General features: G+C 60.9%; 16 protein-coding genes. 6 read left to right on the top strand and 10 right to left on the bottom strand.

Translation table 11 applies throughout. The annotated features are described in order from the left end of the window. Nucleotides 1-56: 56 nt before the first annotated feature. Nucleotides 57-1,103 carry a dihydroorotase gene (gene pyrC / locus ACF8EA_RS25590; protein WP_392523679.1) on the bottom strand — a complete coding sequence of 349 codons (1,047 nt, stop codon included), beginning with the start codon at nt 1,101-1,103 and terminating at the stop codon, nt 57-59. A gap of 130 nt (nt 1,104-1,233) precedes the next feature. Between pyrC and ACF8EA_RS25585 the strand changes: the two genes are divergently transcribed. Both ACF8EA_RS25585 and ACF8EA_RS25580 read left to right on the top strand, forming a co-directional pair. Then, a complete protein-coding gene (locus ACF8EA_RS25585) occupies nt 1,234-2,187 on the top strand; it encodes an OmpA family protein (protein WP_392523677.1) in 954 nt (317 codons plus the stop codon). Nucleotides 2,188-2,354: 167 nt separating this feature from the next. Next, on the top strand, nt 2,355-3,572 hold the full coding sequence (locus tag ACF8EA_RS25580; RefSeq protein ID WP_021781974.1) for an argininosuccinate synthase: 1,218 nt from the start codon (nt 2,355-2,357) through the stop codon (nt 3,570-3,572). Nucleotides 3,573-3,639: 67 nt separating this feature from the next. Here ACF8EA_RS25580 and ACF8EA_RS25575 read toward each other — a convergent pair whose 3' ends face one another. Beyond that, nucleotides 3,640-4,122 (bottom strand): hypothetical protein, encoded by a 483-nt coding sequence (locus ACF8EA_RS25575; RefSeq protein WP_325950445.1) that lies wholly within the window; start codon nt 4,120-4,122, stop codon nt 3,640-3,642. Nucleotides 4,123-4,490: 368 nt separating this feature from the next. On the opposite strand from ACF8EA_RS25575, the gene ACF8EA_RS25570 reads away from it, so the two are divergent. Beyond that, complete coding sequence (locus ACF8EA_RS25570; RefSeq protein WP_021781976.1) at nt 4,491-5,114, top strand: response regulator transcription factor; 624 nt, start codon at nt 4,491-4,493, stop codon at nt 5,112-5,114. A gap of 70 nt (nt 5,115-5,184) precedes the next feature. On the opposite strand, the gene ACF8EA_RS25565 is transcribed toward ACF8EA_RS25570, so the two are convergent. From ACF8EA_RS25565 to metG, 7 genes are all read right to left on the bottom strand, one after another. After that, on the bottom strand, nt 5,185-5,361 hold the full coding sequence (locus ACF8EA_RS25565; RefSeq protein ID WP_003254937.1) for a PA3496 family putative envelope integrity protein: 177 nt from the start codon (nt 5,359-5,361) through the stop codon (nt 5,185-5,187). Nucleotides 5,362-5,465: 104 nt separating this feature from the next. Beyond that, nucleotides 5,466-6,104: an endonuclease III gene (nth, locus tag ACF8EA_RS25560; protein WP_010952257.1), complete on the bottom strand. Its 639-nt coding sequence runs from the start codon at nt 6,102-6,104 to the stop codon at nt 5,466-5,468. Between the two features lie 4 nt (nt 6,105-6,108). Beyond that, nucleotides 6,109-6,633 carry an Rnf-Nqr domain containing protein gene (locus ACF8EA_RS25555; protein ID WP_021781977.1) on the bottom strand — a complete coding sequence of 175 codons (525 nt, stop codon included), beginning with the start codon at nt 6,631-6,633 and terminating at the stop codon, nt 6,109-6,111. Then, entirely contained in the window at nt 6,626-7,228 is a 603-nt protein-coding gene (locus tag ACF8EA_RS25550; protein ID WP_021781978.1) for an RnfABCDGE type electron transport complex subunit G, read from the bottom strand. Before ACF8EA_RS25550 ends, ACF8EA_RS25555 begins: the two co-directional genes overlap by 8 nt. Next, a complete protein-coding gene (locus ACF8EA_RS25545) occupies nt 7,225-8,196 on the bottom strand; it encodes an RnfABCDGE type electron transport complex subunit D (RefSeq protein ID WP_392523675.1) in 972 nt (323 codons plus the stop codon). The genes ACF8EA_RS25550 and ACF8EA_RS25545 overlap by 4 nt, the downstream gene beginning before the upstream one ends. Then, on the bottom strand, nt 8,193-8,741 hold the full coding sequence (locus ACF8EA_RS25540; protein WP_021781980.1) for an Rnf-Nqr domain containing protein: 549 nt from the start codon (nt 8,739-8,741) through the stop codon (nt 8,193-8,195). The genes ACF8EA_RS25545 and ACF8EA_RS25540 overlap by 4 nt, the downstream gene beginning before the upstream one ends. 105 nt (nt 8,742-8,846) lie before the next feature. Further along, nucleotides 8,847-10,886 (bottom strand): methionine--tRNA ligase, encoded by a 2,040-nt coding sequence (gene metG / locus ACF8EA_RS25535; protein ID WP_392523673.1) that lies wholly within the window; start codon nt 10,884-10,886, stop codon nt 8,847-8,849. Nucleotides 10,887-11,044: 158 nt separating this feature from the next. Here metG and apbC point away from each other — a divergent pair, with 158 nt between their 5' ends. Beyond that, nucleotides 11,045-12,139 carry an iron-sulfur cluster carrier protein ApbC gene (gene apbC / locus ACF8EA_RS25530; protein WP_084850138.1) on the top strand — a complete coding sequence of 365 codons (1,095 nt, stop codon included), beginning with the start codon at nt 11,045-11,047 and terminating at the stop codon, nt 12,137-12,139. Between the two features lie 166 nt (nt 12,140-12,305). Here the strand turns inward: apbC and ACF8EA_RS25525 are convergent, their stop codons facing one another. After that, entirely contained in the window at nt 12,306-12,515 is a 210-nt protein-coding gene (locus tag ACF8EA_RS25525) for a cold-shock protein (protein ID WP_003254922.1), read from the bottom strand. Nucleotides 12,516-12,842: 327 nt separating this feature from the next. On the opposite strand from ACF8EA_RS25525, the gene dcd reads away from it, so the two are divergent. Both dcd and ACF8EA_RS25515 read left to right on the top strand, forming a co-directional pair. After that, nucleotides 12,843-13,409: a dCTP deaminase gene (gene dcd / locus ACF8EA_RS25520; RefSeq protein WP_003254920.1), complete on the top strand. Its 567-nt coding sequence runs from the start codon at nt 12,843-12,845 to the stop codon at nt 13,407-13,409. Nucleotides 13,410-13,503: 94 nt separating this feature from the next. Further along, nucleotides 13,504-13,731 (top strand): hypothetical protein, encoded by a 228-nt coding sequence (locus ACF8EA_RS25515; RefSeq protein WP_021781983.1) that lies wholly within the window; start codon nt 13,504-13,506, stop codon nt 13,729-13,731. The last annotated feature ends 2 nt before the right edge of the window (nt 13,732-13,733 follow it).

Genomic DNA, 13,733 nt, shown 5'->3' with positions numbered 1-13,733 from the left:
GTGGCGAGGACCGCTGCTGCCTTGGGTGTCCAGGTCGTCTTCGTAAAGGTCTTCGCTCACGCGTTTTTCTCCAGCAGGCGCCAGCGCAGTTTTTCGCCAGCGCGCAGCGGGACTACGGTTTGCTCGCCAAATGGCAGGCTTTCCGGAGCGGTCCATTCTTCGCGGACCAGGGTAATGGTGTCGGTGTTCGCCGGCAGGCCATAGAAGGCCGGGCCGTGCAGGCTGGCGAAGCCTTCCAGCTTGTCCAGCGCGTTACGCTGTTCGAACGCTTCGGCGTACATCTCGATGGCCGCATAGGCGGTGTAGCAACCCGCGCAACCGCAGGCTGCTTCCTTGGCGTGACGGGCATGAGGTGCCGAGTCGGTGCCGAGGAAGAACTTCGGGTTGCCGCTGGTGGCGGCGTCCAGCAAGGCCACCTGGTGGGTATTGCGCTTGAGGATCGGCAGGCAGTAGAAGTGCGGACGAATGCCGCCAACCAGCATGTGGTTGCGGTTGTACAGCAGGTGCTGGGCGGTGATGGTCGCACCCACGTTGGCCGGGGCCTCGGTGACGAACTGCGCGGCGTCGCTGGTGGTGATGTGTTCGAACACCACTTTCAGCGTCGGGAAGCGCTCGACCACACGGCGCAAGTGCTCGTCGATGAAGCGCTTCTCGCGGTCGAACACGTCGATCTCGCTGCGGGTCACTTCGCCATGCACCAGCAGCGGCATGCCCACTTCCGCCAGTGCCTCTATGGCCGGGAAGATGTTGTCGATGCTGGTCACGCCGGAATCGGAGTTGGTGGTGGCGCCGGCCGGGTACAGCTTGGCGGCGTATACGAAACCGCTGGCCTTGGCCGCGCGGACGTCCTCAGGGCTGATGTTGTCGGTGAGGTACAGCACCATCAGCGGCTCGAAGCGGCTGCCGGCCGGGCGGGCAGCCAGAATGCGCTCACGGTAGGCGCCGGCCTCGGTGGCATTGCGCACCGGCGGCACGAGGTTGGGCATGACGATGGCACGGGCGAAGGTACGCGCCACGTCGCCAACGGTTTGGGGCAGGACGGCACCATCGCGCAGATGGATGTGCCAGTCGTCGGGGCGCAGGAGGGTCAGGCGATCGGACATTGGGGATTCCAGGCGGGTCGAACTCAAGCCCCAATCCTACCGGAAAACCCTGGGGCGAGCACGGCTATCAAGTTTTCCGCGCGGCGTCCGATAGCCTGCTGGTAAGCCGTCAGAAATTGTGGAGCCGCCCGTGCGCCAGCGTTACCTAGCCCTGTTGACCCTGTTCGCCAGCCTGCCGGCCGGCGCACTGACTTTCCAGACGCGCATGGAGAACATTGCCTGGCAGGTCGAGGGTGACCAGTTCGAGTGTCGTCTGAGCCAACCGATCGAAGGTTTCGGCAGCGGTACGTTCGTGCGCCGGGCAGGCGAGCAGCCGGTGTTCCAGCTGCGTTCGGACAGCAACGTACTGGGTGCCGGCACCGCCAGCCTGCTGGCCGCGGCAGCGCCTTGGCAACCTGGGCGTGGCGATATCAACCTGGGCCATGTGCGCATGGCCCGCAGCGGTGTGCTGTTCAGCTCCTCCCAAGGGCAGGCCAGCCGGCTGATCAACGGTTTGCTCGACGGGCGTAGCACCGTCGTGCGCAACTACACCGGTGAGGCGGGCAGGCCGATGGAGGTGCGGGTGCTGCCGGTCAGCTTCGCCAAAGCCTACAATGACTATCAGGTCTGTGCCGGCAAGCTGTTGCCGATGAACTATGACCAGGTGCGCCAGACTCAAGTGGGCTTCCCTGGGGGCGGTTACGAGCTGGATGCAGCAGCCAAGGCGCGGCTGGAGGTGATTGTCGACTACCTGAAGGCCGACCCTACGGTTAACCATATCGAGCTCAACGGCCACTCCGACAACAGTGGCAACCGCCTGACCAACCGCGACCTGTCGCGCCGCCGCGCATTGGCCGTGGCCGATTACTTCAAGGCTCACGGTGTGCCGCAAGAGCAGATTACTGTGCGCTTCCATGGTGAGCGTTATCCGCTGGCGAAGAACAACAGTGCATCGAACCGGGCGCGTAATCGGCGGGTGAATATCGAGCTGGATCGGGTGGCGGAGGTTGAAAAGGCGGTGGAAAAACCGGTTGAGCCCGTGTCGCCGGCTGCTCCCGCTCCAGCCGTTCCGGCTGCTGCCGCGTCGGGGGCGAAGGCGCCCTGAGACCGGATGGGGCGCCAACCCTTGCGTCAAATTTCCGTGTTGATCTGGCAAGTCGCCCTTCCGACAATTTCTGTCGCTTTGTCGTCAGAAGCTGTCGCCCCACTGTAAATTTATCCGCAACGCCGGTAGAATCGGTCCCTTTCCGTACAACCCCGTGGAGTGATGGCATGGCGGACGTAAAAAAGGTCGTACTGGCGTATTCCGGCGGCCTTGATACTTCGGTGATTCTCAAGTGGCTGCAGGATACCTACAACTGCGAAGTGGTGACCTTCACCGCTGACCTGGGTCAGGGCGAAGAGGTCGAACCGGCTCGTGCCAAGGCCCAGGCAATGGGCGTTAAAGAGATCTACATCGACGACCTGCGCGAAGAGTTCGTGCGTGACTTCGTGTTCCCGATGTTCCGCGCCAACACCGTCTACGAAGGCGAGTACCTGCTGGGTACTTCCATCGCCCGTCCGCTGATCGCCAAGCGCCTGATCGAAATCGCCAACGAAACCGGCGCCGACGCCATTTCCCATGGCGCCACCGGCAAGGGTAACGACCAGGTGCGCTTCGAGCTGGGTGCCTATGCCCTGAAGCCAGGCGTCAAGGTCATCGCCCCATGGCGCGAGTGGGACCTGCTGTCCCGCGAAAAGCTGATGGACTACGCCGAGAAGCACGGCATCCCGATCGAGCGCCACGGCAAGAAGAAGTCGCCGTACTCGATGGACGCCAACCTGCTGCACATCTCCTATGAAGGCGGTGTCCTGGAAGATACCTGGACCGAGCACGAAGAAGACATGTGGCGCTGGAGTGTCTCGCCTGAGAACGCCCCGGACCAGGCTACCTATATCGAGCTGACCTACCGCAATGGTGACATCGTTGCCATCGACGGCGTCGAGAAATCCCCGGCTACCGTTCTGGCCGACCTGAATCGTATCGGTGGTGCCAACGGCATCGGCCGCCTGGACATCGTCGAAAACCGGTACGTCGGCATGAAGTCGCGCGGTTGCTACGAAACGCCTGGCGGTACCATCATGCTCAAGGCCCACCGTGCCATCGAGTCGATCACCCTGGACCGCGAAGTCGCTCACCTGAAAGATGAGCTGATGCCCAAGTATGCCAGCCTGATCTACACCGGCTACTGGTGGAGCCCGGAGCGTCTGATGCTGCAGCAGATGATCGATGCTTCGCAGGTGAACGTGAATGGTGTGGTGCGCCTGAAGCTGTACAAGGGCAATGTGACCGTGGTTGGCCGCAAGTCGGACGATTCGCTGTTCGATGCCAACATCGCCACCTTTGAAGAAGATGGTGGTGCCTACAACCAGGAAGACGCTGCTGGCTTCATCAAGCTCAACGCGCTGCGTATGCGCATTGCCGCCAACAAGGGCCGTTCGCTGCTCTGATTGCTGGTGTGTGTGAAAACCCCGGCTCAGTCCGGGGTTTTTTTATGCCTGCGCAAAGGCGAGTCGTTCAACTTCGAGGGTTCACATCATCGCCCTCAAGTGCGCTGATCGAAAGCTGCGCACATTGACGTCTATCCAGATTACAAAAGCGCCAGACTCGCGCCGGCTCGGGGGGGTGGGCAAGAGCGTGCAAGAGTTGTTGTTCCATCATGCGACAGGCGTCGGGGCCGGAGAACATGAATGTAACAGGCTCGCCCTGTACCGCCTCACGGGCATCATTGGCAATAGCGGGTGTGGCCGCACTGTTCAGTGCTGGCGTGTTGTCGTGTACAGGGTTGTTGGGGAGCGGGCTGTAGAACGACTTGTAATTGAAGTTGAGCGTCAGAAAAAACAGTGCCGTCAGAAAGAATGGAAAACCTACCAGGAACCAGGTGTAGAGCTTTTGGCTGGACTCGCCGAGAAATGGCAGTGTGGCAAGGGCGGAGGCTTCGATAATCCCCGCGAAGATGGCAATGATCGTCAGCGGGGCGACAGGTTGTGCTTGGGTCATAGGGGCCGTCTCCAGCGGTTTTGTCCATCTTTACCTTACTGCTGTACTCAACTAAAGGCTGGATTCTTTCCCGGGGGAGGAATGATCGTCAGAGAACCTCGTTGTGTTGATTTTTCAACGCGTTCGAGTCGGAAGTTCTCCTCTGCTGAAGATCAGTATTCAACTGGTGCGTTTATGTTAGTGGGTGGTACCGTTTCTTTCGGTAATAAGTAATTTGTTTGTTACAACCATAGTCTTAATGTGTAGGAAGTTTCTGTAAGCTCTGTAGGTTTTGTCTGTCCATGGCTTTCACTGGTAAATCGCCGCGCCAGCAAGCGTCCTGTCGGTTATCGTGGCGTGCCAAAGCAACAACAATGTATGGATATCGCATGAATAAAGTGCTTATCGTGGATGATCATCCGGTCATACGCCTGGCCGTACGCATGCTGATGGAGCGGCATGGGTATGACGTTGTGGCGGAGACTGATAATGGGGTGGCTGCGCTGCAGCTGACACGGCAACACCTGCCGGATATTGTGGTGCTGGATATCGGTATCCCGAAACTGGATGGCCTGGAGGTGATCGCCCGCATGGCGACATTCAGCCCGGGTAGCAAGGTGCTGGTGCTGACGTCGCAGGCTCCCGGTAACTTTTCGATGCGCTGCATGCAGGCGGGGGCGGCGGGTTACGTGTGCAAGCAGCAGGAGCTTACCGAGCTGCTCAGCGCTATCAAGGCTGTGTTGTCGGGTTACAGCTACTTCCCCAACCAGGCCTTGCATGCGTCACGTGGCAGGGGCGCGAGCAGTGAGACGGATATGGTGAATCGCCTTTCTGCGCGAGAGATGACCGTGCTGCAACAACTGGCGCGAGGGCGTTCGAACAAGGAGATTGCCGACAGCATGTACCTCAGCAACAAGACGGTCAGTACCTACAAGTCGCGGCTCTTGCTCAAGCTCAACGCACGGTCACTGGTTGACCTGATCGAGCTGGCGCAACGGCAAGGTCTGAACTGACCGCCAGGCCTTGAAGCCTCCAGCCAGGAGGCTTTGCCAAGGCTAACGATCCATGACTAAAGGGCCAGAACTAAAGGTCGTAATCGAAATCGGCCAGCTGCTTCTGCAGGCGCCGTTCTTCTAGCATGTTGTCGATGGTGCGGCGTTTGCTCAGGTTGGTCTTTGCGGTTTCAACCTGTGGTTCCGCGTCATCGTCTGCGGCAACAAAATCATCATCGATCGACAGGTCGTCTTTATCGGTACTCATGAGTCGCTCCAAGCCAAGGGGCCATTGGCCGTCCTTATAACCAGAAAGCAGACGCTGGTAAAAAAGATTTTTTCAATCGACCTGATTGGTTTCTGCCTATCGGCTCAATCGTCGGAGGTTTTGTGCTTGTACTCGCACAAATCTTCGATCCTGCAGCTGCCGCACCGTGGCTTGCGCGCCTGGCACACATAGCGCCCGTGCAGGATCAGCCAGTGGTGGGCATCGAGCAGGTAATCCTTTGGTACGAACTTGAGCAGTTTCTTTTCCACTTCCAGCACCGTTTTACCTGGCGCGATACCCGTGCGGTTACTCACCCGGAAGATATGGGTGTCCACTGCCATCGCCGGTTGGCGAAACGCGGTGTTAAGCACCACGTTGGCGGTTTTACGGCCGACGCCGGGCAGCGCTTCCAACGCTTCGCGGGTTTGCGGTACCTGGCTGTCGTGGCGCTCGATCAGCAGCCGGCACGCTTCTATGACATTCTTGGCCTTGCTGTTGTAGAGGCCGATGGTCTTGATGTATTCGCTAAGGCCTTCAACGCCCAGGGCATAGATGGCCTCGGGGGTGTTGGCGACGGGGAACAGGCGGGCAGTGGCCTTGTTGACGCCGACGTCGGTGGATTGCGCGGACAGTGTCACGGCGACCAGCAGTTCAAACGGGGTCGTGTAGGCCAGTTCGGTCTTTGGGTCGGGGTTGTCTTCGTGCAGCCTGCGAAAAATCTCCAGGCGTTTGGCGGCATTCATGAAATCAGGGCTTTCCTTGACGATGTGGATGGGCAGAGCCCGGACGCAGGCGATTGTACAAGGCCAACAGCAATCCCAGCAGCAGTAGCGCACCGGGGGCGAGGCTGGCCAGGTGCAGCTCGGTATGGTCAGCCAGCCATTGGCGGCTGGCGCCCAGCAGCAGGCAACTGGCAAAGACAGCGCCGAGGTGCTTTGCGAGCACGTGCCAGCGGCGTTGGTCAGGAAGCAGATGGTCACTGGCCAGGCATTGCAGGCACAACAATGCGGGATAGTGACCCAGTGCAATCGCCAGTGGTAGCAGCCAGGCCCGCATGGCCAACTGCAGGCAGCTGGCCAGAGCTGCCAGTAGCAGCAGGCTGGCCAGTACATATGCCCAGCTGGCGACGCGTTTACGCAGGGGGGCCAGCAACAGTTGGTGCAGGCATCCCATCACCACTGCGCACAGGCCGATGGCCGCGCCTTCACCCAGCGTTCGGGTGGCGCCCAACAGGGGCGCGAGGCTCATGGCCAGCAGGCAAAACCTATTCATGCGCGGCGCCCTCCAGCCATACACTACGCTGCTCATCGAAATAATTCAGTGCGTCCTGCAACGCGGCGATCACTGCCCGCGAGGTCACGGTTGCGCCGGCCAACTGGTCAAAATCACCCTGGTCCCGCTTTAGCGCCCAGTGATCGCCCTGATGGCGGTTGTCGAACTGTTTCAGCCACTGCAGCTGTGGGTCAGCCAGGTGAGCGCCCAGCCCGGGACTTTCCTGTTGTTCGACGACCTGGCTGCCGATCAGCCGGCCGTCTGTGGCGATCGCGACGCTCAGCACGATTGGCCCGACATATCCCTGCGCCTGTGTGACCAGAACTATGGCGCTTGGCTTGCCTGCCATAGTGGCACGGTAAGCCGCCAGGATACGGCTGTTGGGCCGCTGTGCGGCGGGCCTTGGCAGTGGGCTTTCCAGGGGCTGGTTGTCATAGCTGCCTTCGGGCAGCACGGCCAGCCGCTGGCGGCTTTGCATTTGTTTTTCGGCGCTGGCGATGGCCGGGCTGGTCCACTGCCGCCAGGCCAGGGTGACTGACACTGCCAATACTCCAGTCAGTAGCAGCAGGCCCACATCCCGAGCTCCATGCTTCATCGGGCTGCCTGCTGACGTTGCACAGCCACGCGCTCGAGTGCCGGTGCCAAAAGGTTCATCAGCAGGACGGCGAACGCGGTGCCATCCGGGTAGCTGCCCCAGGTACGAATCAGGTAGATGAGCAGCCCTGTTCCCAGGCCGAAGCACAACTTGGCCCAGTCGTTTCTGGGGCCGGACACCGGCTCGGTCGCAATGAAGAATGCTGCCAGCATGGTCGAGCCGGAAAACAGGTGCAGCAAAGGCGAGCCATTGGAGTCCGACCCCGAACCATTCCAGCCCAACAGGCTGAATATCAATAGCCCAGCCAGCAAACCTGCCGGTGCATGCCAACTGATCACCTTGCGCTGCAACAAAAACAGGCCGCCAAGCAGGAATGCCAGGTTGACCCATTCGCTGCCTGCCCCACCAATGCTGCCAAAGCCCGGATGGCTGGCAAACAGCTCGTCAATGGTCAGGCTGCGGTTGTGGCGTAGGCCGTCGAGCAATGTCGGACGGGCCCAGGCATCAATCTGATCGCCCCCAGCGAACACCTGCTGCAGGCTGTCGAGCAGGCCCGGGGCCTGTGCCGGCCAATGGTTCATCTGCAATGGGAAGCTGAGCAGCACGAAGGCGTAACCCACCATGGCCGGATTGAACAGATTTCGCCCGACCCCACCATAGGCCTGCTTGCCGATGCCGATCGCAACACATGCCGCGATGACCGGCAGCCACCATGGCGCCAGGGTGGGCAGGGCGGCCGCCAGTAGCACGACGGTTACCAGTGCGCTGCCGTCGTTTAGCGCCTGGCTCAGTGATTGATTGCGCAGTGCCAGCAGCAATGCTTCGCACAGCAGCGCGGCACTGGCACACAGCAACAGGTTCAGCACCATGCCCCAGCCATGCAGCCACATTAGCGCCAGCAGTCCAGGCGTGCAGGCGAGCAACACCAGGCCCATGCTGGTGCGCAGGCGCGGATCGGGGCTGCTCATTGGCCAAACATCCCGTTGAAGCCGGAAAACGCCATGGCCATTACCCCGGCACCGATCAATTGGATGGGCAGGCCGCGCAGCGCGTCGGGGATATCGGCGTGGACGCTGCGCTGGTGCAGGTCGGCGAACACCATCAGCGTCAGCCAGAAGCCGCCAGCCGTCAGCAAGCCTTGGAGTAGCGCGGTTGGCCAGCTGACGTCGTCGCTTGCCTGTTGTAGAGCCACCCCAAGCGCTGCGGCATTGCTCAACAGCAGCGCTGGCAACCCCACTACGGGCCAGGCTGGGCGCCACTTGGCCAGTAGCCAGGGCAGGCCCCAGGCGAGCAAAGCCAGCCAAGGCAATAGCAGGAACAGGGCAAGATCGTGGATGTGCAACGGGGCAAGTACGGCGTACGCCAGCAGTTGCGCGCCGATTACGCCCAGGGCAATGCACAGGGCGCAGGCCAGGCCGTGCACCTGTAGTTGCAACCCGGAGAGTGGCTGTCTGAGCAGGCACAGGTGATTGATCAGTGCGGCGCTGATCAGGACCAGGATGTAGTCATTCATGAGATGACGATAGCCGGGAATCAGGGCGATTGTCCGGATTTGACATGAAGGGGCCTGCGTATTGTGGGAGCGGGCAGGCCGCTCCCACAATGGCCCGCAGGGGAGTTACTTGATGCGCTGGCCTGGCTTGGCGCCGCTGTCCGGGCTCAGCAGGTAGATTTCTTCACCGCCAGGGCCGGCAGCCATGACCATGCCCTCGGACACGCCAAAGCGCATCTTCCGTGGTTTGAGGTTGGCTACCATCATGGTCAGGCGGCCTTCCAGCTTGGACGGGTCTGGGTAGGCCGACTTGATGCCGGAGAACACGTTGCGGCGCTCGTCACCAATGTCCAGGGTCAGTTGCAGCAGCTTGTCGGCACCCGCTACGGCTTCAGCCTTGACGATCAGCGCCACGCGCAGGTCGACGGCCGCGAAGGTATCGAACTCGATCTCTGCCGACAGCGGGTCCTTGGTCAGTTCGCCATTGCCCGCCGGGGCATTGGCTTCGGCAGCCAGCAGGTCTTCCTTGCTGGCAGCGATCATGGCTTCGACCTTGGCCGGCTCGATACGGCTCATCAGGGCCTTGAACGGGTTAAGCGGGTGGTTTTCCAGACGTGTCAGGTGGTCGTTCCAGGTCAGCGGGGCCACGTTGAGGAATGCCTCGGCGTCAGCAGCCAGCACCGGAAGTACCGGTTTGAGGAAAATCACCAGCTGGCGGAACAGGTTGATGCCTTGGGCGCAGATGGCCTGGACTTCATCCTGCTTGCCTTCCTGCTTGGCCAGCGACCACGGTGCCTTGTCGGCGATCCAGGCGTTGGCGCGGTCGGCCAGTGCCATGATTTCGCGCATGGCGCGGCCAAAATCACGGGCCTCATAGGCTTCGGCGATGGAGGGCGCGGCAGCCAGGAAGGCTTCGGTCAGCTCAGGCGCGGCATCACCGCTTACCATCACGCCTTCGTTGCCCTTGTGGATGAAACCGGCGCAACGGCTGGCAATGTTGACGACCTTGCCGACCAGGTCGGAGTTGACCTTCTGCACGAAGTCTTCCAGGTTCAGGTCCAGGTCGTCGACGCCACGGCCCAGCTTGGCCGCATAGTAGTAACGCAGGTATTCCGGCTGCAGGTGGTCCAGATAGGTGCGGGCCTTGATGAAGGTGCCGCGCGACTTGGACATCTTGGCGCCGTTGACCGTCAGGTAGCCGTGCACGTTGACCGCGGTCGGCTTGCGGAAGCCGGCGCCTTCGAGCATGGCTGGCCAGAACAGGGCGTGGAAGTTGACGATATCCTTGCCGATGAAGTGGTACAGCTCGGCCTTGGAGCCCTCGTTCCAGAAGGCGTCGAAGTCCAGTTCCGGGCGGCGTGCGCAGAGGTTCTTGAAGCTGGCCATGTAGCCGATCGGCGCATCCAGCCATACGTAGAAGTACTTGTCAGGCTCACCCGGGATCTCGAAGCCGAAGTACGGCGCGTCGCGGGAGATATCCCACTCCTGCAGGCCGGAATCCAGCCATTCCGCCAGCTTGTTGGCTACCGCGTCCTGCAGGGTGCCGCTTCGGGTCCATTGCTGCAGCATGGCCTGGAAGTCTGGCAGCTTGAAGAAGAAGTGCTGGGAATCACGCAGTACCGGGGTGGCACCGGAGATCGCTGACTTGGGGTTCTTCAGCTCGGTAGGTGCGTAAGTGGCGCCGCATTTTTCGCAGTTGTCGCCGTACTGGTCTTCGGCCGCGCACTTCGGGCAGGTGCCCTTGATGAAGCGGTCGGCGAGGAACATGCCTTTTTCCGGGTCGAAGTACTGGGTCACCGAACGGGTGGCGATGTGCCCGGCTTCACGCAGGCGCGAGTAGATCAGGCTCGACAGCTCGCGGTTCTCTTCACTGTGGGTGGAGTGGAAGTTGTCGAAGTCCACCAGGAAGTCGGCGAAATCGCTGCTGTGCTCGGCCTGGACGTTGGCGATCAGCTGTTCCGGGGTGATGCCTTCCTTTTCGGCGCGCAGCATGATGGCCGAACCGTGGGCGTCATCGGCGCAGACATAGATGCACTGGTTGCCGCGCAGCTTCTGGAAGCGCACCCACATGTCCGTCTGGATGTACTCCAGCATATGGCCGAGATGGATCGATCCATTGGCATAGGGCAGGGCGCTGGTGACGAGAATCTGGCGTGGCTCGGACATGGTGGCTCGGCTACTTATCTGGCTACGGGGTAAAAATGAGGATGATCGGCCACTATAAAGGGCTGGCGAAGATATTTCACCCCGCAAGCGTATCTGCTGACGATTGACGGGTTAGGATAGGCGGCTGTTTTACATTCAGTTTGCCAATGGGAGTCTCCATGAGTGCCGTCACCCGTGCCGCCGTTGAAGGCGTGCTTCGCCAGTACACCGACCCCTACCTGAACCAGGACCCGGTCAGCGCCGGCTGCGTGCGCGCCATCGATATCCAGGGCGGGCAGGTCAGCGTGCAGTTGCAGTTGGGTTATGCCGCTGGGCTGTTCAAGAACGGCTGGGCCCAGGTGCTGCAGACCGCCATCGGCGGCCTTGAGGGTGTCACTGGTGCCCAAGTTTCGATCGACTGCGTGGTGGCTGCGCACAAGGCCCAGGCCCAAGTGCCAGCCATGGCCAACGTCAAGAACATCATCGCCGTGGCCTCGGGCAAGGGCGGTGTGGGCAAGTCGACCACCGCAGCCAACCTGGCCTTGGCCTTCGCGCGCGAGGGTGCCCGGGTAGGTATCCTCGATGCCGATATCTACGGCCCCAGTCAGGGTGTGATGTTCGGCATTGCCGAGGGTACCCGTCCACAGATTCGCGAGCAGAAGTGGTTCGTGCCGATCAAGGCCCACGGCGTGGAAGTGATGTCGATGGCCTTCCTCACCGACGACAACACGCCAATGGTATGGCGTGGTCCGATGGTGTCGGGCGCGCTGCTGCAACTGGTCACCCAGACCGCTTGGGATGACCTGGATTACCTGGTGATCGATATGCCACCGGGTACCGGTGACATCCAGCTGACCCTGGCACAAAAGGTGCCGGTGGTCGGTTCGGTGATCGTCACCACGCCGCAGGACCTGGCGCTGCTGGATGCCAAGAAGGGCGTGGAAATGTTCCGTAAGGTCAACATTCCGGTGCTGGGCGTGGTCGAGAACATGGCTGTGCATATCTGCTCGAATTGCGGCCATGCCGAACACCTGTTCGGTGAAGGTGGCGGCGAGAAGCTGGCCAGCCAGTATGGCGTCGACCTGCTGGCGTCGCTGCCGTTGTCGATGCTGATCCGTGAGCAGGCCGACAGCGGCAAGCCGACTGCGATTGCCGAGCCGGAAAGCCAGATTGCCATGGTTTACCAGGAACTGGCCCGCCAGGTGGGCGCGCGGATCGTGCTGCAGGAAGCAGCGGCACCGGCAATGCCGAGCATTACCATCAGCGAAGACTGACCTGTCATACCGGGTTTGCCCGCACACAGCGACTGCGCCGCACTTGAAATCTGTGCAGTCCCTGGGGAGCGGGTGAGCCTGCGAAGAGGCCAGCGCCTATTTCGAGCAGGCATGAAAAAACCCGCCAGAAGGCGGGTTTTTTTGAAAGCTAGGAAGCTAGATCGACTTAGGCGATCTGAACTTCTTCAGCCTGCATGCCTTTCTGGCCGCGGGTAGCGACGAAAGTAACAGCCTGGCCTTCTTTCAGGGTTTTGAAGCCGTCAGCTTGGATGGCTTTGAAGTGCACGAACAGGTCGTCGCCCGACTGAGGGGTGATGAAGCCGTAGCCTTTCTCGTCGTTGAACCACTTAACAACACCGGATTGACGGTTGGACATTTTTCTGTCTCCTTGGACAATTTGATAACGGTCAGGAAAAACCCTGCCCGGGACTGAGCGCAAAGAGAGCAGAAAATTCAGCGATGGGCCGATCAGGATCGTGCATCAAACTAGAGATTCTCGGTGTCACGTGCAGCACAGTGGCAACACCTTACCCCACTTTCCGCAACCTGCCAATGGTCAGAAGCCGCTTTAGGCAAATTCGGATCGGCGGCTGCTGCAGCCCCCACCCGGCGCGGGATTAGGGATGGAACTTTAACCTGGGCGCCGGGACCGGTAATATGCGCATCACGATTTTCACCACGCAACTCTTCAGGACACCCCGCCATGAGCATCAAATCGGACAAGTGGATTCGCCGCATGGCGCAGGAACACGGCATGATCGAACCCTTCGTCGAGCGCCAGGTGCGCGGCGAGCAGGACAACCGCGTGATCTCCTTCGGCGTCTCCAGCTATGGCTACGACGTACGCTGCGCCGACGAATTCAAGGTGTTCACCAACATCAACTCGGCTACCGTCGATCCGAAAAATTTCGATGCTGGCAGCTTCGTCGATATCAAGAGCGACGTGTGCATCATCCCGCCAAACTCTTTCGCCCTGGCGCGCACTGTCGAATATTTCCGCATTCCCCGTGACGTGCTGACCATTTGCCTGGGCAAGAGCACTTACGCCCGTTGCGGCATCATCGTCAACGTCACGCCGCTCGAGCCCGAGTGGGAAGGCCACGTGACGTTGGAGTTCTCCAACACCACCACGCTGCCGGCGAAGATCTACGCCAACGAAGGCGTGGCGCAGATGCTGTTCTTGCAGTCCGACGAAGAGTGCGAAGTGTCGTACAAGGACCGTGGCGGCAAATACCAGGGCCAGCGCGGCGTCACCCTGCCGCGTACCTGAGCCGACAAGCGCGGGGAATTACCCGCGCCTTTGGCACTCCAACGAAGTAACGCCGGTGTGCATGATGTGCATCGGCTTTCGTCAGGAGCAGCCAATGAAACTCCATCCCGCAATCAGTGCCAAGCTGGCAGGCCTGCAGCCCAATCACGTAGGGTTGTTGCCCTGGTCACTGCTGGCGCACCCGCTGCCCATGCAGGCGGGGGGCGTGCCTCATCAACCTGACCCCGATACTCCACAACCGCCGGAGCCCGGTGAGACGCCACCCATGGAGCCTGGCGAGCCGACCTTGCCGGACGAGGCGCCTCCCGCCCCTGTTGCCTGAGC

The organism is Pseudomonas sp. YQ_5, assembly GCF_043103305.1.
Lineage (GTDB): Bacteria > Pseudomonadota > Gammaproteobacteria > Pseudomonadales > Pseudomonadaceae > Aquipseudomonas > Aquipseudomonas putida_Y.
This window is presented reverse-complemented; position numbering and strand designations above follow the sequence as displayed.